Source organism: Anaerostipes faecis, assembly GCF_910574135.1.
Taxonomy (GTDB): Bacteria; Bacillota; Clostridia; order Lachnospirales; family Lachnospiraceae; genus Anaerostipes; species Anaerostipes hominis.
The window spans coordinates 23968-43827 of sequence record NZ_CAJSYK010000025.1 but is presented as its reverse complement, the minus strand read 5'-3'; the positions used below and the strand labels follow the sequence as shown (position 1 = coordinate 43827).

The following is a 19860-nucleotide window of genomic DNA, read 5'->3' as shown; positions in this document are numbered from 1 at the left end:
AGCTGATGGATGATGTTGCGTTTCCCTTCCGTCATTTGTACTTTGTGTACTGGTTTCTTTTCTCTTGCCATAATAAAAGGCCCTCCTATGATTTTTATTTTATCATAGAAGAACCTTCTAAGTTCTATTTTACAGAAAAAGTTTCACACACTCGATTTGTCTTATAAAAACCATTATTTAAATTTTGGACGGTCGAATGTGACTGTGTTGCCTGTTGCATAGGCACTTCTGAACTGACTGTACATGAGTTTTCCGATCTTCTGGGCATATCCCGGATCTGTAGCATACTGATGCCAGATGTACTTAGTATTTGGATTATAGCGGAATTTGTACAGAGTATTTTGCTTGTATGTACTGTTATTAATATACTCCTGACTGACATATTTTGCAGCGCCTTTAATGGCTTTGTCCACACTTGTCCAGCCCTGATAGTATGCGTAGCTGAAACCGCACAGCTGTGGGTCAGAATCATAGGCTTTGATACCATATAAGTTATATACTTTTTTAGATGAGATCTTTTTTGTCTGATATTTGCCGTTTACTTTTTGAAACCCTGTGACATTGCCCTTTTTGTCTTTCACAACAGACTTTCCTGTTATAACCTTGGTAATCCATTTGCCCTGTGAAAGAGTGCTTGTACCATAACCGGTCTCCAGGATCGTCTGGCAAAGGAAATAAACAGGATCGATCTTATAGGTTTTCGCAGCGCTGTTGAGAACAGAACCTTTGTTTTTCAGTACACTTTTGGATTTTACCTTACTGTTTAAGAGACTGTTATACTTTGAGCTGTTGACGGTGCGGTATGTATTCAGACGCAGATACTGGTAGCCGTGAGTCGGATCAGTACTGGTCGGCACATAGTTGTTGTAGTTGATTTTTTTACCACCATAAGATTTAACTGTCTGGGATTTAATATAATCGGATGTCTTCTTATTATAATTAGTCGTTGTGTTTTTTGTGTATAAGTAGCTGTTTCCCGGTTTGTTGATGTGGATTCTCTTTGCTGAAGAGATATAGGAATAGTCCAGTCCTAAATTCTTGATTGTAAAATTAGCCGGAAGCAGAATGTTATATTTTTTGGTCGTGTAGTACTTGACTGAGACGGGTGCAACGGATAATTTTTTCTTCTTACCGTTTACATAACAGGTTTTATTATTCTTATAGAAAGTTAGTGTTTTGTTCTTGTGCTTTAGTACAAGTTTGCCTGTTTTTTTGTTGTAGCTGCGTTTGATTTTCGGCCCATTTTTAACCAGAATACTGTAGTAAGGTATCATGTTAATGCTCTTCATCTGAATACCCGGTGTTTTGGTCGAAATTCCTTTTTTAGCGTATGTAAAGTTAAGCTGTTTCCCTGTATAGTATCTTGTCTTGCCGCCGTATCTGATCTTTAGAGAAGCAGCCGAGATATCCGGTTTTGGAAAACCGGAAAAAATGGATGTAAAGGCAAATAACATCGTAAATGCTGCAATGACTCGTTTCTTCATAACCTATTTATCCTCCTGTTGTAATTGAAATGTAATATAAGTATAGCATTATATTAAAAAATATACAATAAAATCGTAATATAAATGTAATATTTAAGGCGGACAGAGCAGAAAAAATTTGTTTTAGGAGAGGACAAAGTGGACAGGCCCGCCTCATCTCCCCAACCCCTTATTCTTTGAGGGGCTTTTAAACTTTGCGTGCCAGATGCGATTTGACGCAGTCAAATGATTTCCTAAGTAATAAAAAATAGCCCAGGATCTGTCCCTGAGCTATTTCGCCTTTTATTTAGTTGAATACTGGTGTGTCATAAATAAATCCGCTGGTGCTTGAATATACGCTTTGATATGTATTCATCAGCTTGCCGATGGACTGGGCATAGGCCGGATCAGAGGCATACTGATGGCCCAGATCCTGGAGGTAAGGGCTGTATCGGATTTTATATAAGGTATTTTGTTTATAAGTTCCATGGTGAATATAATTATTACTTACATATTTTGCAGCACCCTGTATAGCTTTGTCCACGCTTGTCCATCCCTGATAATATGCATAGCTGAATCCGCCCAGCTGCGGGGCATTATCATAGGCCTTGATGCCATAAAGATTGTACACTTTTTTGGATGAAATATTTTTCACTTCATAAAATTCGTTCTTATTAACTTCGTAGTATTTCTTACCTTTTTTCTCTCCAGCTGTTTTAACAGCCTTTGATACAGTATTAAAAGCTGTTACTTTAGTTCCGGTTGCCCCTTTTGGAGAGAGAGAATCACCGGTGATAACCTGTGTCACTGCCTTTCCTTTCGCTAGTGTGCTCGTGCCATAGCCGCTTTCATGGATGGTCTGGCAGAGGAAGTATAACGGGTCAATATTATATGTACTTGCAGCATTAGTAATGACTGAAGCTTTTCCTGATAATACGCTTCCGGTTTTTTTAGAAACCATTGTCTGAAGAGTGGAGGAAAATTTAGAAGTATTTACAGGATGGTATGTATCGAGACGAAGAAATTGGAAACTGTTCGTATTATCCGCAGTTACGGGGATGTATTTTTTATAGTCGATCGTTTTTCCGCCGTAAGTTTTCCATTGGGCCTGCTGTTTTTTTATGTAATTGTTCAAAGTCGTATTATACTTTGTTGTCGTATTGGATTTGACTGGTGATACAGGTTTGCTTTCGGCAGGCTTTGCATAATCAATGCGTTTTGCGGAACTTGAGTATGTATAGCTGATGCCCAGATATTTGGCTGTGAATTTCGCCGGGAGCAGAATATAGTTTTTGTTGATGCTTCTGTATTTTACAGTCAGCGGAGCAGTAGTAAATGTCCGTTTTACTCCGTTGGTATAGGCATACTTTTTATTTTTATAGAAGGTGATCGTCTTCTTTCCGTTGGTGAGTACCAGCTTTCCGGTCTTGCTGTTGTAGCTTCTCTTTACTTTCGGCCCGTTTTTCACGATCGCATTATAATATGGAAGCATGTTGACCTTGTTGATCTGGATGCCCGGGGCCTTTCCTAAATCGATTTTTTTTCCTTTATAATAAAATGTGAGCTGTTTTCCCTTGTATGTGCGGTCTTTTCCGGAATACCGCAGTGACAGGCTTCCTGCGAAGACAGAGGCAGTCATAGAGACGCTCAGTACCGCGGACATGGTGAGTATTTTAAGTCCTTTTTTTCTCATGGTAGATATTCCCCTTCCTTTCTTTACCAAAGATAAATTTACTATAACACGGATCGCACCGCAAAAACAAGGATTTTGCATGGAAAAGAGCAGGAAATACTATCCATGGAGATTGACAAAAAGCAAGTAGTTTGATAGTATATTAACGTATGAATTTAGTACGCTAATGTGCTATCATGACAGGAAATAAAAACGGAGGAGTTTTAGGATGAGAGTGAAAAAATTATTAGTGCTTTGCGTGAGTGCTGTGCTGGCAGGGTCTATGCTTTTGGCAGGATGTTCAAAGAAAGAAGAAAGTAAGACAGACGAGTCTCTTCAGTATGTAAAAGACAACAAAGAATTAATTCTGGGATTGGATGCCTCTTTCCCTCCTATGGGCTTCACAGATAAGGATCAGAAGATCGTAGGTTTTGACATTGATATGGCAAAAGAAGTTACCAAGAGAATGGGGATCAAATTAAAATTACAGCCGATCAACTGGGATTCCAAAGACCAGGAGCTGCAGGGCAAGACAATCGACTGTATCTGGAATGGCCTGACATACAGCGAAGACAGAGCAAAAGAGATGCTTTGTTCTGAATCTTACATGGATAACCACCAGGTAATGCTCGTACCGGAAAAGAGCAAGATCAAGAGCTTAAAAGACATTAAAAAGCAGCAGGTGGGAGTACAGAAAGGTTCTACGGCGGCAGATGCGGTTGACAAGACAGAAGAATTAAAGAATGCAAAGATTGTTTACTTCGGCAATAACGTTGAGATCTTAAATGACCTTGGAAATGGCTGTGATGCAGCTGTTATGGATGAAGTGGTAGCAAAATATTACGCCAAAAAGGATCCGGGAAAATTCAAGATCTTAAATGACAATTTAAGTACTGAGAAATATGTCATTGGGTTCCGTACCGGAGATGAGAAACTGAAAACCGAAGTGGAAAACCAGTTAAAGGACATGAAAAAAGACGGAACATTGGCTAAGATCAGTAAAAAATGGTTTGGCGAAGATCTGACAACAATCAAATAAGAGACAAGAAGCAAGAGGCTTTTTTCAAAGCCTCTTGATTTTTTCACCAACACAGAAATTAATTTCTGACAAGAAAAATTCCGGAAAATTTATACTTATAGGAGCAAAGAAATGATAGATAGTATCATACAATGGTTTGAAAAACTGCCTGGCATTGCAGATATGCTGTTATATAACGGATTGGATCAGACACTGATCATCTTTTTCCTCACACTGGTCTTCGGTCTGACATTGGGGCTTGTGCTGGCGCTTGGGAGGATGACCAGATTTAAGATCATTCAGCTGCCGGTGCGTTTTTACCTGCTGATCATGAGAGGTACACCGCTGATTCTCCAGTTATACGGATTTTATTTCGGCCTGAATCTGCTTTTAGGCATACGAATCGAGCGAACCATGGCCGCAGTCGTGGCATTTTCCTTAAATTATGCCGCTTATTTTGCGGAGATCTACCGGAGCGGAATCCAGGCAATACCGAACGGACAGTACGAGGCAGCAAAAGTGCTGGGATTCAGTAAGGCACAGACATTTTTTAAGATCATACTGCCGCAGGTAGTCAAGATCATACTGCCGCCTATGGGAAGTGAGTGCATGACTCTTGTAAAAGATACTTCTCTGGCACATGTGATTGGTGTCATGGAAATTTATGTGGTCGCAGCCAATAATATGTCCAGAAGCCGCGGGATGGAATATTTGATCGTGGCAGGTATTTTTTATCTGATCATGAATATGATTGTATCTAAAGTTTTTGGCATCCTGGAAAAACGGATGAGCTATTATCGTTAAGGAGGAAAGAAAATGAGTGTTTTATCTGTGACTAATCTCCAGAAAAATTTTGGAAAGCTGAAGGTCTTAAAAGATATTTCTTTCCAGATTAACGACGGAGAGATCGTGACGATCATTGGTTCCTCCGGTTCCGGGAAATCCACGCTGTTAAGATGTATGAACCAGCTGGAAAAGGTGACGAAGGGAACCATTGAGATCAATGGCCATACGCTGGTATCCATGAACGGAGACACGCCGGAGTATGCGTCAAAAGAGGTACAAAAGAAAATACTGATGGAGACAGGATTTGTTTTTCAGAATTTTAATCTGTTTCCTCATTACAGTGTGCTGAGAAATGTAATGGAGGCTCCGGTACAGGTGGCCGGTATCCCAAAAGAAGAAGCCAGAGAGAAGGCATTTGGACTGCTCAGGAAGCTCGGACTCGAAGAAAAGGCCGATGCCTATCCGTGTGAACTGTCAGGCGGTCAGTCCCAGAGGGTCTCCATAGCAAGGGCGCTGGCGCTGGAGCCGAAAATTCTGTTCTTCGACGAGCCGACTTCTGCACTGGACCCGGAGCTGACCGGAGAGGTGCTGAAGGTCATCAAATCCCTGGCAGATCTGAATATGACCATGGTGATCGTCACCCATGAGATGGCATTTGCGAAAGAGATCTCAGACCGGGTCATCTTCATGGACCAGGGAGTCATCGTGGAAGATGCGGCTCCGGAGGATGTGTTTAACTCAGCCAATGAGCGGACGAGGGAATTCCTCGGAAAGTACCATGATATTGCATAACAGTGCAGTAAACAGGGCTTTTAAATGTTAAGAATCATAGTAAGAAAGGAGCAATCAAGATGATAAAAAATATGCCGAATAAGTTTTCTGAAATTACACCTGAAATTGAAGAACTGGCAAAAAAGTGTGAGAAGAAAATTGATCCCACCCTTTTTGAAAAGTATGATGTGAAAAGAGGGCTGCGGAAACAGAGCGGAGAAGGTGTACTTGCAGGACTGACTGATATTTCGACGATTATGTCCTATATGGTCGAGGACAGAGAGATTGTTCCCTGTGATGGAAAATTATATTATCATGGAATTGACATTGAAGATATTGTCCAGGGATTTATCAAAGAAGAGAGGTATGGATTCGAGGAGACAGTCTACCTCCTTTTATTCGGGGAACTGCCCAATGAGGAACAGCTACAGGATTTAAAACAGCTTCTGGCGGAATACCGTCAGCTTCCGACAAATTTTGTCCGGGACATTATCATGAAGGCTCCGAGCCGGGATATGATGAATACGCTGGCGAGAAGTGTGCTGACGTTATTTTCTTACGATGATAACGCCAGTGATACTTCCATACCAAATGTGCTCAGGCAGTCGCTTCAGCTGATCGCACTTTTCCCTGTGCTCGCGGTTTATGGATATCAGGCATACAGCCATTATGAAAAAGGAGAAAGCTTGGTGATCCATCCGCCTCAAGAGAATCTGTCCACGGCGGAAAACATTCTGTATCTGTTAAGGCCGGACAGCAAGTATACAAAACTGGAGGCAAAAATCCTGGATCTTGCGCTGGTTCTCCATGCGGAGCACGGCGGCGGAAATAACTCAACTTTCACGACTCACGTGGTTTCCTCTTCGGGAACGGATACATATTCTTCTGTGGCAGCGGCGCTGTGTTCTTTAAAGGGACCGAAACATGGGGGAGCCAATATCAAGGTTGTCCAGATGTTTGCTGATATCAAAGAACATGTGAAGGATTGGACGAATGAGAAGGAACTGAAAGGATACCTGACCAGGATCGTGAGGAAAGAGGCCTTTGATAAGTCCGGACTGATCTATGGAATGGGGCATGCGGTCTACTCTATTTCCGATCCGCGGTCAAAGGTATTAAGTTACTTTGTAGAGGGACTGTCAAAAGAAAAAGGAAAAGAAAAGGAATATGCTTTATATACCAATGTAGAAAAGCTGGCCAAAGAAGTCATTGCCGAAGAGCGCAGAATATATAAAGGCGTCAGCGCAAATATCGATTTTTACAGCGGTTTTATTTACAGTATGCTGGATCTTCCTTATGAACTGTATACTCCGCTGTTCGCCATCGCGAGGATCGCAGGATGGAGCGCACACAGGATGGAGGAGCTTGTAAACGGAGGAAGAATCATTCGTCCGGCGTACAAAGGTGTGGCCGGACATAAAAAATATACACCGATAAAAGAACGTTAATAACATGGAAAAGATATGGGCCTGCCGGAGGAATCCGGAAGGCCCGCTGTAATTTACTGTGCAGTTGTTGTGGAAGGCGCCGCGGTCGTTGCAGGAGCTTCCTTATAAGTATCGAGGTCATCAGGAAGTGTTACTTTCACATCTTTTCCGATACTGTTATATTTAACATCAACGATCATTTTGATCTTAAGCTTCGTATCTTCTTTGCTTGAAACAACCATATTGATCTTCTGTGCAGTGATCTCTGAGTCTTTATTGACGGTCATGGTACCGGACATAGAGTCAAACTTTACCTGATCCGCATAATTGGTACTGGAACCTGCAGCGCCTGTGGAATTCATCTGCCCCATCATTTTATTGATGTAGTCGTTGAGTGCTTTCTCTTTAAACTTAAAGGAGATAATATAATTATCATCTTTCTTTTCCATCTTCAGGTCTTTGTAATTGTCAACAGACATATCAAATTGTCCGGTAGAACTTTCCATCTGTTTCTGCATGGCTGTAAAGTCCATTTTCTGTTTCTGTTTCTGACCGGAATAGTTCATATAGTAGTAACCGTCGGCGTAATAGGCTTTGATGACCATATCCTGACCGGCAATCCCCATGGTGAGGTCCATATCCATCTTCATGTCTTCCGATGTCATGTCAGTAGCCTTCATCTTGAGTCCCATGTTCATCTCAAGGCTGGAACTGGTGGATGAAGTACTGCTCATCTTCATTTTGATATTTCCGCTTATATCGGCAGATTTTACCTTGCTCATTTTCTTCGTGGCAGCTTCCAATACTTCCTCGGGAGTTTTCTTCTTACATCCTCCCAGTGTAAAAAGCATCACGGCAGCCAAAGTAAGTGCCAGAACTCTTTTTAATCTCTTCATAACTGTCCTCCTGTGTTCTTAATAAAATTAGAATACATTACAAAATAATTATATCTGTTTTTCTTTCCAAGGTAAAGCAAAACGAGTATAATACATCATAACAAGAAGGTTGAAAACAAATAGGAGGATGGGAGCATGAAAAGAGAATTATATTTAAAATCTGAAGAAGACAGCCACCGTCTCCATGTATTAGCCATAACGCCTGAACATAAGCCTGAGGCAGTGGTCCAGATCTGCCATGGGATGAGTGAGCATAAGGAACGTTATCTTCCGTTTATGGAATATTTGGAAAGCTGCGGTTATGCTGCAGTGATCCATGACCACAGAGGACATGGTAAGAGTATAGTGAGAGCAGACGATCTTGGATATTTTTATGACACCTCCGGACGGGCCGTCGTGGAGGATGCCCATCAGGTTACAGAGTGGATCAAAAAGGAGTTCCCTGGCCTGCCTGTCCATTTATTTGGGCACAGCATGGGTTCTTTGATCGTGCGGTGTTATTTGAAAAAGTATGACTTGGAACTGAGCTCGCTGACCGTATGCGGAAGTCCCAGTAAAAATCCCCTGGCAAAGCCGGCCGCAGGGATGGCAAAGATCGCATGCAGAATCTGCGGAGACCGGAAGAAAGGTTTATTTTTTCATAAACTGGCATTCGGAGCCTTTAAGAAGCAGCTCAAGGACGGCGAATCTTTCAACGGATGGATCAGTTATGATAAAGATAACGTCAGGAAATATGATGAAGAACCGCTGGACGGGTTTGTCTTTACAAACAACGGATTTTTAAACCTGTTTCATCTGATGGATGAGACTTACAGCCGGAGGGGATGGGAGAAGAAAAAGACTGAGCTGCCGATCTTGTTTATAGCAGGAGAAGATGATCCGTGCATTGTATCCCCAAAACAATTCTGGAATGCGGTCTCTTTTTTAAAGGAGCTTGGTTATGCCAATACGAGAGGAAAGCTATATCCCGGATGCAGACACGAAATATTGAACGAAGCGTGTTCCGATCAGATCTATAACGAAATACTCGAATTTATCGAATAAATGAAATAGAGGATACATAATCATGAAAGCAAAGAGAATACTGCTTACAGCACTCTGTATGATGCTGGTATGGGCAGGAGGAGAGAGACAAATTCAGGGAGCATCGAAAAAACCGGGGAAGCCTTCAGGAGTGATGGCCACCGCCGTAAAAAGAAATGTTGTTCTGTCCTGGGTTAAGGGGAAAAAGGCCACAGGGACGGAGATTTACCTGTACGACAAAGAGAAGAAAAAGTACAGAAAAAAGGCTGTCTCAAAGGCATCCAGACATGTGATCAAAGGATTGAAGCCCGGAGTCAATTATCGCTTCAAAGTCCGTTCTTACAGGAAATACAAAAAGAAGGAATATTACAGCGGATTTTCTAAAACAGTTAAGGTATCGATGGCAGCCAGAGGAGAATCTACCATTAAAAATTTCCTGAAAACAGCCGCAGCCCCGGTGGGCACCACCTTATACATCTGGGGCGGAGGATGGAATAAGGCTGATACCGGAACCGGGAATGACGGGAAGAGGATCGGACTTAACGGCGAATGGAACCGGTTTTTCCTGTCACAGAATTCAGGGTATAATTACAAAAAGTACCGCTACCGCAGAGGAAAAGGGCTGGATTGCTCCGGCTTCGTCGGGTGGACCGTATATAATATCAGAAATACGGTGCCGGGCAAAGGCGGTTATGTGAGGAAGGCAAAAGACCAGCCTAAATTGTTCGCTCAAAAAGGCTGGGGAACATATAAAATCAAGAGTAAGGTGACAGACTACAAAGCAGGAGATATTATGGGATCTTCAAGCTGCGGCCATGTATGGATCGTTATCGGCTCCTGTAAAGACGGCAGTGTCGTTTTGGTTCATTCCAGTCCGAAAGGAGTGCAGATTTCCGGAACGGCCACACCGGCAGGAAAGAAAAAAAGCCAGGCACTGGCACTTGCCAGAAAATATATGAAAAAGTATCATAGAAAATGGTACAAAAGATATCCGGACTGTTCCAGGGGAAGGAGCTATCTTACCCAGTACGGACAGATGAGATGGGATATTTCCGGAGATCATATTATGGAAGATCCGGAGGGTTATCACAGGAAAAGTGCTGAGGCGATCCTGAAAGATATATATGAAAACTAGAACACAAGGAGGATAAATTTGAAACAAAGAGGTAGTGGATAGAAAAAACAAAAGGGCATAGCGTTCATCAGAGATTCGTCCGTTTATATTATCCCCATAGATTTTCTGGATTCTTCATATATCCATAGGGTGGATTGCTTGTGAGTGGGAAGCCTGCCATTCCTTTATTGCGTAATACGTTCCGAACTTTCTGGCTCATATTTTTGGCGTGCCATTCGTTGAATAAATCCTGCATGGGCACAAGGTCGCTGATGCCTTTGGCAGTGTCAATTTTGTCCATGATGGCGATATACCTCACGTCCAGACGCTCAAAATTTTCCTCCAACAACTGCCCGACAAAGTTCATCATTTCCATAAATGCGGGTCTTGTGAACGTCACTCCCAAAAGCCCATCCTGCTCGTCGTCGCGGAGTTAAAGCAGAAATGGTTATGCAGATGTCCTCTGTCAAGGTGGGTAACAACGATTATCTGGTAGCCGTGCCATGCGATATATCCTCCTGTCTTTTTTTTCTTTTTTCAGGGTAAACAGGGGTGTCCCCTGAGTAAGTCGACGCCCATAAGCGGTGTGGGTTAGGATTATGGCTGACACAATCCTATATCCTTTTCACCTCCGTTTTGGATTCCATTTCTCCTGACTTTTGGATAAATGAAAAAGCCGCTACACCACATCACGGATGACAGGAGAGTTTTCTCCTGCTTTGATTCGTAATGCTATGTAACGGCTTTGAAATTCAAAACCATGCTGCAATACGCCAGCCGAAAAGAGCAGCATACTTTCGGTGGCGCTCAGCCTTGTGTGTTGGGTGACATTCCATTCTTCAATCTATGTGCTTAATTCATTTTCAATCTATAAGATTATTTCCTCCGTTTCTTAAATTTCTCCTTTGCATACTCATAGGCTTCTTGGATAAATGGTTTCAGTTCCTCAAAGGTCTGTTCAGAGGGGGTCAATGCACATATCCACGCCATCCATGCATAAACAGGATGGGGCAGTATTTCATCCAATGTGGTAAAGTCATAATTCATATCTACAATTCCGCCCGCAGATGGGCGTTTGGGTACGGCTCCAAATAACTCGGTAAAAGTCTTTTTCCGTATTCCCAGATTCACACGATAGACGTTCTCCCTGCTTAAATCAGAGCCTTTGTCATTGTCGCCGTCCTTTTCCTTAACCGTCAATATGTAGACACCACGCTTTAGAACATGGTCTGGGTTATAAAAAATTCCTTTCTCTCCCCAGCTTTCAACTAAGACTGTCCCCTTAAGATTTTCAAGACAGTAATTCAATATTTTATCTTGTGTCATTCTGAAAACTCCATTTCTAACTTAGTTCTAATTCCCTTATGATTGTTCCAGAATATCAAAGTGGCTATATCTGTGTCAAGATTTTGAGCAAATTTTTCAGGACAAACGTATGAGTAAAGAAACTATGAACGGACTATTACCAAAACATAAAATCAAGATAATTTTTTCTATCCTGTTAATCAAATGTTCATTCTTGCGTTTACCGTGGGATGCTGATTTTTGGTTATTGACAAGAATATCAAAATGTGATAGCCTGAATGTAATGAATGAATGAATGACTCCATCAGGATTGTTACTGTGAGGCAGGCAAGACCTGACATTACACGCCGTAACTGAGTGCGTGTAATGGGGGTCTTTTTTTTGTTTTCTCGTCATATTCAGATAAGGAACTTGTAAAGAAACAGATTATCGGGGGAAAGAGAAATGAGTGGAAAGCGATGGATTGTTACAAGTGTGATCAATAACAACGTCGTGAGTGCCAGAAATGAACGTAATCAGGAGAGGATTCTGATTGGAAAAGGAATCGGTTTTCGAATGAAGTCCGGAGACGAGGTTGCTCCGTCAAAAATAGAAAAAGAATTTTTCTTAAAATCCAAAAATGCAGCCGGTAAGCTCTATGCGCTGATTGCACAGACACCGGAAATATATATGGAAATTACATCTGAAATTGTAAAGATGGCAGAAAAAGAGCTGGATAAAGAACTGGATGAAGCGGTATTTCTGCATTTAATGGATCATATATCGTTTGCTGTTTCCCGTATGAAACAGGGCATTGCTTTTAAATGCGTGTTATTATGGGAAATACGAAGTTTTTATCCAAAAGAATTTGCTGCTGCCAAAAAGGGGTTAGAGCTGATCAATGAAAAAACGGGGGTTGACCTTCCTGAGGATGAGGCGGGCGCGATGGCGATCCATATCATCAATGCGGAGTTTGATTATGAGAATGTGAATGACTCTGTGAGAATGACGGAGCTTATTCATAAAATTATAAATATTGTACGTTACCAGTACCATATGAATTTTGATGAAGAATCTGTACATTGTGTCCGGTTTACCACGCATTTGAAATTTTTTGCCAAAAGAATTTTTCAGGATAATATGCTGGATAGTGACGATTCTGAATTTCATGAAATGATCCGCAAAGAGTACGCAGAGGCTTATATGTGTGCGGAAAAAATAGCAAGGGTCATTTCGGAGGACTATCAGCTGACCGTTACGGAAGAAGAAAAAATCTATCTGGCTGTATATATCCGCAGAATCACTATGGCGGAAGGAAAAGAATAAAGATTGGGAAATTGGGAAAGGACGGTTTACTGCAGGAGCTGGAATTTCTCTTCCAAAATACAGAGCAGCAGAAACCTGCTCCAATTTCATAACGTTAGGGAGGTATTATATGAATCATAAAAAATTAGCGGCCGATATTTTACAGCTTGTAGGCGGTGATAAAAACATAGCCAGTGTTACAAATTGTATGACACGGCTTAGATTTCATTTAAATGATGTAAAAAAAGCAGACGTAGAAGCTATAAAAAAATTAAAGGGTGTTCAGGGCGTTGTAACGAAAAACGGACAGTTTCAGATTGTCATCGGAACAGATGTGGGAAACGTCTGTGAGGAAATCCAAAAACTGGGTGGTTTCGAAGAGAATGCAGCTGCTGGCAATGAAGAAAAAAAAGGCATAATTGCATCCTTTTTTGGCACATTAACAGCAATTTTCCAACCAGTGATTCCGGCGCTTGCCGGCTCTGGTATGATCAAGGCGCTGCTTGCTTTAATGGTGGCATTTAAATTAGTAGATAATGCTTCCCAGACTTACCAGATCTTTTCTGCGTTTGGCGATGCGCTGTTTTATTTCTTGCCGTTTATTCTGGCGTTTTCCGCAGCGAAGCGATTTAAATGCAACCCATATGTGGCTGCAGTTTTGGCAGGCGTACTGTTACATCCTTCTTTTACCGGATTAAATACCGGTGATGCGGTAAAACTGTTTGAGATTATTCCGGTAACAATGATCTCTTACAGCGGAAGTGTTGTTCCGATTTTACTGATCGTATGGGTACAGTCTTATATAGAACGTTTTGCAAATAAAATATCTCCGAAACCGGTTAAAATTTTCCTTGCGCCAATGATTACCGTTATTGGAACGGGCATTGTGGGAATTGTGATCGCAGGACCCCTTGGAAATCTGGTTGGTCAGGTGATCGCAGTTGGGTTTAACTGGTTAAATGAGTATGCAGGCTGGGTGATTCCTGTTTTGATGGGTACTTTCTGTCCATTCTTCATTATGACAGGTATGCATTACTGCTTTGCGCCGATTCAGACAATTCAGTATGCAACACTGGGATATGGTACAATTCTGGGCCCCGGCATGCTGGCATCCAATATTGCTCAGGGAACAGCAGCGCTTGTTGCAGGTCTTCGAAGTAAAAATAAAGAATTAAAACAGCTTGGTATTTCTTCCGGTGTTACAGGTTTGATGGGTATTACAGAACCGGCTTTATATGGTGTAAACCTCAGATTAAAGAAACCATTATATGCATCTATGATCGGCGGCTTTGCGGCGGGTCTGTACGCAGGTATCACAGGAATTCATACATTTTCTTCTACTACGGCAGGCATTTTTGCACTTCCGGTATATATTGGAGGCGATGGTTTTAATAATGTGATCAATGCAGGGGTTACCATTGTGATTTCTATCGTTGTAACAGCAGCCGCAACATTGATCATTGGATTTGAAGATCCGAAGGAGGAAGAGGAGCGGGAAGATCTCCCGGATAGAAGTATTGAGCCGGAAAGATCAGATAAAGCGGTCAAAATCTCGATAGATTCTCCATTAACTGGAAATATCATTCCTCTTAAAGAGGTGAAGGATGAAGTGTTTTCCAGCGGAATTGTGGGCAAAGGTGCGGCAGTAGTGCCGGAAAAGGGAGAAGTGGCAGCTCCTGAAGATTGTGTGGTAGAATCCATTTTTGACACAGGTCATGCAATTGGGTTAAAAACAATGGACGGAGTGGAGCTTTTGATCCATGTTGGTCTGGATACTGTGGAGTTAAAAGGAAAATATTTTGAGGTACATGTAAAACAGGGTGAAAAAGCAGCCAGGGGACAGCTGCTGATATCCTTTGATATTCAGGGGATCAAGGAAGCGGGTTATGATGTTACGACTCCGATTGTTGTGGCTAATACGCCGGACTATCTGGACGTATTAGCGAAAAAAATGGGAAAAGCCGGAGAAGATCTGATTACGATTTTAAAATAAGGAGCATTCCCGTAATTCATAAATCTTGTCAATGGACGAGAAAAGAACCTCACAGTATAATTAAGATATCATCTTACAACTTTAGTGGTAGGAATAGATATTGGAAGTGAGACTCACTTTGCCAGAGGTTTTGAATGGCGGGGACGTGAACTGACCAAGAGAGTTCTTAAATTTAGCAGTGACATCTATGGTTTACAAAGTAACTGTAAACAGTAAAGCGTCCGCCAAGTGATTGGTGCTGTGAGCAGGAATGTAAGTACATGATACAAAGCAGAGCCAGAATAGCTGCGCTGGATTTTATCCGTAGGGCATGACCCTGTCAAGGAGCATAGGCAGCACCCAACTATAGATAGACAGAACGAAGGAATTTAGGACCCGGATGGAATGTTTGGTGATCCTGTTAGACATGAGAGGTTTGTTACTGTAGGAAAGATGGGAATGAAGAATGGCCTTCATAAAAGAGCAAGACGTTTATTCTTTTGCACCCTTTTTTACCTGAAATCAAGCACAATAATGCAGATTTCCATCTATATGGCTTTGAATTGTAACTTATACAGAACTATTAACTTTTGACAAAAGGGCTAAAACAAAGGCTTTTTTGTGCAAAATCAATAAAAAGAAATAGAGAGATTATGAGTTTTCAAAAAGATTTTTTGTGGGGCGGCGCTTTGGCGGCAAATCAGTGTGAAGGTGCATATCTGGAAGATGGAAAAGGACTTTCCATTCAGGATGTTATGCCAAAGGGTGTTGCAGGGTCGGTATCAGAACAGCCTGTTCCAGAAAATTTAAAATTAATAGGAATTGATTTTTATCATCGCTATGAAGAGGATATTCGTCTGATGGCGGAGATGGGATTTAAAGTGTTCCGTATGTCAATTGCATGGAGCCGGATTTTCCCAAAAGGTGATGAAGAACAGCCGAACGAAAAGGGATTGGAGTTTTATGACCGTGTTTTCGATACCTGCCGTCTTTATGGGATCGAACCCATGGTAACGCTTTCTCATTATGAGACGCCGCTTTATCTGGCAAAAACATATGATGGCTGGAGGAGCCGCCAGATGATTACCTTTTTTGACCGTTATTGCCGGACAGTGTTTGAACGGTATCAGGATAAGGTAAAATATTGGATGACCTTTAATGAGATTAATGCATTATGGCATTTTCCACTTATGGGAGCCGGAATTTGGACACCGAAGGAACAGCTTACGGAGCAGGACAAATACCAGGCGGCACACCATGAGTTCGTTGCCAGTGCATTAGCTGTTAAGCGGCTCCATGATATGATTCCTGATGCAAAAATGGGATGTATGGTTTTAGGTGCGTTGAGCTATCCTATGACGCCAAAACCGGATGATATGATTGCCATGATGGAGGCTGACCGTAAGGTAATGTTCTTCTCAGACGTGCAGACCCGGGGATATTATCCGTCCTATATCAAAAAGTATTGGGAGAAAAACGGAATTTGTATTCAAATGGAATCCGGGGATGAAGAACTGCTGAAAAATACGGTAGACTATGTTTCCTTCAGCTATTATATGAGTAAATGCACAGCTGCGGATTGTTCCTTGTATTCCAAAGGTGCAGGAAATCTGACCAGCGGCGTTAAAAATCCATATTTACCAGAAAGCGAATGGGGCTGGCAGATCGATCCCCAGGGTCTGCGCTATACATTGAATTATTTCTATGATCGTTACCAGAAGCCGTTATTTATTGCAGAAAATGGTCTGGGAGCAAATGATCAGCTGGTAGACGACGGACAGGGTGGATATACAGTCAGGGACGATTACCGGATTGAATATCTGAGAAATCATTTAAAAGAAGTGGAAAAAGCTTTGGATGATGGTGTAGATGTCATGGGTTATGCGGCATGGGGCTGTATTGATGTGGTCAGCGCCTCCACGGCACAGATGAAAAAGCGGTATGGTTTTGTATATGTGGACCGGAATGAGGATGGAAGCGGAAGCCTGACACGTTATAAAAAGAAAAGTTTTTACTGGTATCGTGATGTGATCTCTTCCAACGGAGCGTCATTGTAAATTCTGATTCCTTACATAAATCTCACAGGGTGTTTCAACGGACGGAGTATGGTCCCTTTGAAATACCCTGTTTTTGTTATACTATAAATAAGTATTTTTCTTCTTCTTTTCCATGGTTCACCCTCCTTAAGCTGATTTATTTTTGCTGAGGTTCCGAACATGGAACCTTATAGCCTGTTTTTTTTCCTGCGATAATAGAAAAAAAGTAAAGAAGGGCTGACATGATTAAGTATGACAAACTTTGGGAAACAGCAGAAAAAAGGGGAATCACAAAATCCATACTGACTAAAAAGTATAATGTAAGCAAAGCTCAGCTTTACCGTTTAAGATACAATCAGCCGGTAAGCACGAACACGCTTGACCGCTTTTGTAATATTTTGGAGTGTGATATTAGCGACATTATGGAACATATACCAGATGATAATTTCTTTTAAACGGTAAATTTCTTGTTTATAATTATGGATAGGCGGATAAGCGTTTTTTGGCTTATCTGCCTTGATTGCTATAAGGCAAAACAGACTTTTGCTGTCTGTTTTGCTGCTTGTATTAGTTACAGGATAGTAGGTTATGCCTGTCTGTCAATGTCTGCAAGGCAGGCGTCCAGTCTGTCGCTTGTAAGAAGATTGGTGTATGTAACTTTGCGGTACTGTTTCAGATAATTCAAATGTCGCAGCAGTCATGTTTAGCAAGCCAGTCACACAACTCTTGCAAACCTTTTGTGAAGGAAGAAAAGCGAGCTTGCTTATACTCTGTACGACCATAGGAATCCATAATGCAAATACAGGCATAGATCCAGGTCTTATAAGAAGATAATATCAGAAGGAAGATAGATTAAAAAAGCGAAAGTTAGCCAACATGTTTCATGACGTATTGGTGCCTTTCGCAGAAAGGTGGATTATAAAAATGAAAAACACGATAGAGAGAATACCTTTGCCTTTAGCGGGGCCGATGCTCGGTTTTGCCGCCATGGGAATCATGATAGAAAATTATTCTGTAACTTTAAAGTCAATCTGCGGAGCCATAGCCGTCTGCCTGCTGATCCTTTTGCTGGCCAAGATCGGGACTTGTCTCGACATGGTGAAAGAAGAACTTGAAGATCCGGTCAACTGCAGTATTTCGGCTGCATTTTCCATGGGTCTGCTTGTCCTGACCGCCTATATCAAGCCTTATGTGGGAGATGCCGTTTCTATCTTGTGGATTCTTGCGCTGGCGGTGCATGTGTATCTTTTGGTATATTTTAACGGACACTTCATATATTACAAGTTCAACATTAAAAATGTATATGCAAGTTTTTTTATCTTTTATGCCGGACTGGCGATGAGCAGCATGACGGCTCCCAACGTCGATATGAGAGAGATCGGCCGCTGGTTTTTCTGGGCAGCCCTTCTGTTTACGGTGATCATTGCTGTACCGATCATAAAGCGGTATACAGCAGTAAAAGAAATACCGGAACAGTATCAGCCTCTGATCTGTATCTTTGCGGCACCCGCAAGCCTTCTGCTGGCAGGGTACTTAAACTGTTTTGAAAAGCCCGTGGCATGGCTGGTGATCGTGCTTACGGTTTTATCTGTGGTTCTATATGTATTTGTGCTTGCGGTGGGATTAAAATATATCGTCATGCCGTTTACAGCGTCATTTGCCGCTTATACATTTCCGTTTGTGATCAGTGCGGCAGCATTAAAAGAAGCTTTTATCACACTGAGCCAGTGGGGATATCCGGTGACCTATTTAAAATGGATCGTAGATTTCCAGACCGTGCTCTCGGCAGCTCTGCTGATCTATGTGACACTGCAGTTTCTAAAATATATATTCTATGCCAAACAATAAAGACATTCAACGATCGTTTTTTAGCACTATTGAAGGAACGCATTTCAAAGCGTGACGGAAATAGTGCTAAAAAACTCATTTGTGCAGAAGGGTGTCCAGCAGTGCATTATTTTCCTCTGCTTTTCGGAAGCAGAATCTGATATATTCCCCGTCAAGCCCTTCAAAGCTTGAGCAGTCACGGATCATCAGCCCCTTTTTGATGCAGCGTTCAAACATTTCATGGGAGGCGGTGCCGTCCATCAGGCGGACAAGCAGGAAATTGGCATAGGATGGATAAATCTTAAAGAAGGGGGTGCCTGAAAGTCTGTCTGTACATTTTCTGCGTTCTTCTGCGATGTAAGCCTTTGTCTTTTTAATATAGTCTGTATCCATGAACATTGCTTCGCCGGCAAGTGCCGCAAGAGTATTGATACTCCATGGATTTTTTCTGTCCTCCATTGCCCTGATAAAATCCATGTTTCCGCTGATCCCGTATCCGAGGCGGATACCCGGTGCGGCAAAGAATTTTGAAGTTCCACGTAAGACAAATAGATTGTCAAACTTACGGGTCAGGGGTACGGCAGTGACAGCATTCATGTCCGGTGCAAACTCTACATAAGTCTCGTCCGCCAAAACAAAAATGCCGTGTTTTTTACAGTGGGAAAGGATTTCCGAGATTTCGTCCTTGTTTAATGCACTGGATGTGGGATTGTTTGGATTGCAGAATGCGAACAGATCTACATCACTGGTGAGAGAACGCTTCAAGTCTTCAATATCCAGACGAAAGTCAGAGGATTCCTGAAGGTTATACTCCAGGCAGGTTCCGCCGATCATCGAGATTTCCCGCATGTATTCAGAGTAAGTCGGGGACAGCAGCAGGGCTTTTTTCGGACGTTTCAGGTGCATGGTCAGGCTGATCAGCTCAGTCACTCCGTTTCCGACAATGATATGTTCCATGGGGATCTGGGCGTACAGGCTCAGGGTAGAGCGCAGGGATTTGTAGTCACGGTCGGGATACGTGCAGACAGCATCCACATGACGGATCAGGTTTTCCCGGAACAGTGGGGAGATCCCAAGAGGATTTACATTGCCTCCGAAAGGAATGATGTCTTCTTTTTTGATTCCATATATTTCTTCTGCTTTTTCTAAGTCGCTTCCGTGGAAGACTTGCTTCTTTTTTGACATAGTTTCACCTTTCTTTATCTTTTATATTTTGTCGAAGTTTGCTATAATATTACGGAGCAGAGGTCAAAGGACGTGAAGTAT

General features: G+C 42.1%; 18 protein-coding genes and 1 pseudogene. 11 read left to right on the top strand and 8 right to left on the bottom strand.

The genetic code is table 11. The annotated features are described in order from the left end of the window. Positions 1 to 173: 173 nt before the first annotated feature. Both QGT46_RS13955 and QGT46_RS13950 read right to left on the bottom strand, forming a co-directional pair. Positions 174 to 1484: an N-acetylglucosaminidase gene (locus QGT46_RS13955; RefSeq protein WP_024726635.1), complete on the bottom strand. Its 1311-nt coding sequence runs from the start codon at positions 1482 to 1484 to the stop codon at positions 174 to 176. Between the two features lie 286 nt (positions 1485 to 1770). After that, positions 1771 to 3156 carry an N-acetylglucosaminidase gene (locus tag QGT46_RS13950; RefSeq protein ID WP_148460055.1) on the bottom strand — a complete coding sequence of 462 codons (1386 nt, stop codon included), beginning with the start codon at positions 3154 to 3156 and terminating at the stop codon, positions 1771 to 1773. Between the two features lie 208 nt (positions 3157 to 3364). Between QGT46_RS13950 and QGT46_RS13945 the strand changes: the two genes are divergently transcribed. The 4 genes from QGT46_RS13945 (at position 3365) to QGT46_RS13930 (ending at position 7158) form a co-directional block, all read left to right on the top strand. Beyond that, a complete protein-coding gene (locus tag QGT46_RS13945) occupies positions 3365 to 4174 on the top strand; it encodes an amino acid ABC transporter substrate-binding protein (RefSeq protein ID WP_034548883.1) in 810 nt (269 codons plus the stop codon). Between the two features lie 111 nt (positions 4175 to 4285). Next, positions 4286 to 4957 carry an amino acid ABC transporter permease gene (locus QGT46_RS13940; RefSeq protein WP_148460054.1) on the top strand — a complete coding sequence of 224 codons (672 nt, stop codon included), beginning with the start codon at positions 4286 to 4288 and terminating at the stop codon, positions 4955 to 4957. Between the two features lie 12 nt (positions 4958 to 4969). Beyond that, positions 4970 to 5731: an amino acid ABC transporter ATP-binding protein gene (locus QGT46_RS13935; RefSeq protein WP_006565643.1), complete on the top strand. Its 762-nt coding sequence runs from the start codon at positions 4970 to 4972 to the stop codon at positions 5729 to 5731. A 59-nt stretch (positions 5732 to 5790) separates the two neighbouring features. Then, a complete protein-coding gene (locus QGT46_RS13930) occupies positions 5791 to 7158 on the top strand; it encodes a citrate/2-methylcitrate synthase (protein ID WP_034548885.1) in 1368 nt (455 codons plus the stop codon). Between the two features lie 53 nt (positions 7159 to 7211). Here QGT46_RS13930 and QGT46_RS13925 read toward each other — a convergent pair whose 3' ends face one another. Next, entirely contained in the window at positions 7212 to 8033 is an 822-nt protein-coding gene (locus tag QGT46_RS13925) for a DUF6612 family protein (protein WP_024726640.1), read from the bottom strand. A gap of 135 nt (positions 8034 to 8168) precedes the next feature. Here QGT46_RS13925 and QGT46_RS13920 point away from each other — a divergent pair, with 135 nt between their 5' ends. After that, the gene (locus tag QGT46_RS13920; protein WP_148460053.1) at positions 8169 to 9077 is read left to right on the top strand and encodes an alpha/beta hydrolase; all 909 of its coding nucleotides are present in this window, start codon (positions 8169 to 8171) and stop codon (positions 9075 to 9077) included. 22 nt (positions 9078 to 9099) lie between these two features. Beyond that, a complete protein-coding gene (locus tag QGT46_RS13915) occupies positions 9100 to 10191 on the top strand; it encodes a fibronectin type III domain-containing protein (protein WP_148460052.1) in 1092 nt (363 codons plus the stop codon). 88 nt (positions 10192 to 10279) lie between these two features. Here QGT46_RS13915 and QGT46_RS13910 read toward each other — a convergent pair whose 3' ends face one another. The 3 genes from QGT46_RS13910 to QGT46_RS13900 form a co-directional block, all read right to left on the bottom strand. After that, complete coding sequence (locus QGT46_RS13910) at positions 10280 to 10576, bottom strand: hypothetical protein (protein WP_301591292.1); 297 nt, start codon at positions 10574 to 10576, stop codon at positions 10280 to 10282. Continuing rightward, positions 10567 to 10659 carry a relaxase/mobilization nuclease domain-containing protein gene (locus tag QGT46_RS17370; RefSeq protein WP_420360581.1) on the bottom strand — a complete coding sequence of 31 codons (93 nt, stop codon included), beginning with the start codon at positions 10657 to 10659 and terminating at the stop codon, positions 10567 to 10569. The genes QGT46_RS13910 and QGT46_RS17370 overlap by 10 nt, the downstream gene beginning before the upstream one ends. A 387-nt stretch (positions 10660 to 11046) precedes the next feature. Next, positions 11047 to 11496: a DUF6194 family protein gene (locus QGT46_RS13900; RefSeq protein ID WP_148460051.1), complete on the bottom strand. Its 450-nt coding sequence runs from the start codon at positions 11494 to 11496 to the stop codon at positions 11047 to 11049. Positions 11497 to 11919: 423 nt separating this feature from the next. Between QGT46_RS13900 and licT the strand changes: the two genes are divergently transcribed. The 4 genes from licT (at position 11920) to QGT46_RS13880 (ending at position 17222) form a co-directional block, all read left to right on the top strand. Continuing rightward, positions 11920 to 12780: a BglG family transcription antiterminator LicT gene (gene licT / locus QGT46_RS13895; RefSeq protein ID WP_148460050.1), complete on the top strand. Its 861-nt coding sequence runs from the start codon at positions 11920 to 11922 to the stop codon at positions 12778 to 12780. Positions 12781 to 12889: 109 nt separating this feature from the next. Continuing rightward, entirely contained in the window at positions 12890 to 14752 is a 1863-nt protein-coding gene (locus tag QGT46_RS13890) for a beta-glucoside-specific PTS transporter subunit IIABC (protein WP_148460049.1), read from the top strand. 632 nt (positions 14753 to 15384) lie between these two features. Next, the gene (locus QGT46_RS13885) at positions 15385 to 16788 is read left to right on the top strand and encodes a glycoside hydrolase family 1 protein (RefSeq protein ID WP_148460048.1); all 1404 of its coding nucleotides are present in this window, start codon (positions 15385 to 15387) and stop codon (positions 16786 to 16788) included. 221 nt (positions 16789 to 17009) lie between these two features. Then, a complete protein-coding gene (locus tag QGT46_RS13880; protein WP_148460047.1) occupies positions 17010 to 17222 on the top strand; it encodes a helix-turn-helix domain-containing protein in 213 nt (70 codons plus the stop codon). Between the two features lie 134 nt (positions 17223 to 17356). Here the strand turns inward: QGT46_RS13880 and QGT46_RS13875 are convergent. After that, positions 17357 to 17464: pseudogene (locus QGT46_RS13875) on the bottom strand (TnpV protein); the annotation flags it as partial. A 227-nt stretch (positions 17465 to 17691) separates the two neighbouring features. Here QGT46_RS13875 and QGT46_RS13870 point away from each other — a divergent pair. After that, entirely contained in the window at positions 17692 to 18615 is a 924-nt protein-coding gene (locus QGT46_RS13870) for a TDT family transporter (RefSeq protein ID WP_301591288.1), read from the top strand. A 75-nt stretch (positions 18616 to 18690) separates the two neighbouring features. Here QGT46_RS13870 and QGT46_RS13865 read toward each other — a convergent pair whose 3' ends face one another. Continuing rightward, on the bottom strand, positions 18691 to 19779 hold the full coding sequence (locus tag QGT46_RS13865) for a pyridoxal phosphate-dependent aminotransferase (RefSeq protein ID WP_148460045.1): 1089 nt from the start codon (positions 19777 to 19779) through the stop codon (positions 18691 to 18693). Positions 19780 to 19860: the final 81 nt, after the last annotated feature.

Coding starts and splice junctions, on each gene's coding strand:
- QGT46_RS13955 (WP_024726635.1), bottom strand. CDS start 1,484: ATGAAGAAACGAGTCATTGCAGCATTTACGATGTTATTTGCCTTTACA.
- QGT46_RS13950 (WP_148460055.1), bottom strand. CDS start 3,156: ATGAGAAAAAAAGGACTTAAAATACTCACCATGTCCGCGGTACTGAGC.
- QGT46_RS13945 (WP_034548883.1), top strand. CDS start 3,365: ATGAGAGTGAAAAAATTATTAGTGCTTTGCGTGAGTGCTGTGCTGGCA.
- QGT46_RS13940 (WP_148460054.1), top strand. CDS start 4,286: ATGATAGATAGTATCATACAATGGTTTGAAAAACTGCCTGGCATTGCA.
- QGT46_RS13935 (WP_006565643.1), top strand. CDS start 4,970: ATGAGTGTTTTATCTGTGACTAATCTCCAGAAAAATTTTGGAAAGCTG.
- QGT46_RS13930 (WP_034548885.1), top strand. CDS start 5,791: ATGATAAAAAATATGCCGAATAAGTTTTCTGAAATTACACCTGAAATT.
- QGT46_RS13925 (WP_024726640.1), bottom strand. CDS start 8,033: ATGAAGAGATTAAAAAGAGTTCTGGCACTTACTTTGGCTGCCGTGATG.
- QGT46_RS13920 (WP_148460053.1), top strand. CDS start 8,169: ATGAAAAGAGAATTATATTTAAAATCTGAAGAAGACAGCCACCGTCTC.
- QGT46_RS13915 (WP_148460052.1), top strand. CDS start 9,100: ATGAAAGCAAAGAGAATACTGCTTACAGCACTCTGTATGATGCTGGTA.
- QGT46_RS13900 (WP_148460051.1), bottom strand. CDS start 11,496: ATGACACAAGATAAAATATTGAATTACTGTCTTGAAAATCTTAAGGGG.
- licT (WP_148460050.1), top strand. CDS start 11,920: ATGAGTGGAAAGCGATGGATTGTTACAAGTGTGATCAATAACAACGTC.
- QGT46_RS13890 (WP_148460049.1), top strand. CDS start 12,890: ATGAATCATAAAAAATTAGCGGCCGATATTTTACAGCTTGTAGGCGGT.
- QGT46_RS13885 (WP_148460048.1), top strand. CDS start 15,385: ATGAGTTTTCAAAAAGATTTTTTGTGGGGCGGCGCTTTGGCGGCAAAT.
- QGT46_RS13880 (WP_148460047.1), top strand. CDS start 17,010: ATGATTAAGTATGACAAACTTTGGGAAACAGCAGAAAAAAGGGGAATC.
- QGT46_RS13870 (WP_301591288.1), top strand. CDS start 17,692: ATGAAAAACACGATAGAGAGAATACCTTTGCCTTTAGCGGGGCCGATG.
- QGT46_RS13865 (WP_148460045.1), bottom strand. CDS start 19,779: ATGTCAAAAAAGAAGCAAGTCTTCCACGGAAGCGACTTAGAAAAAGCA.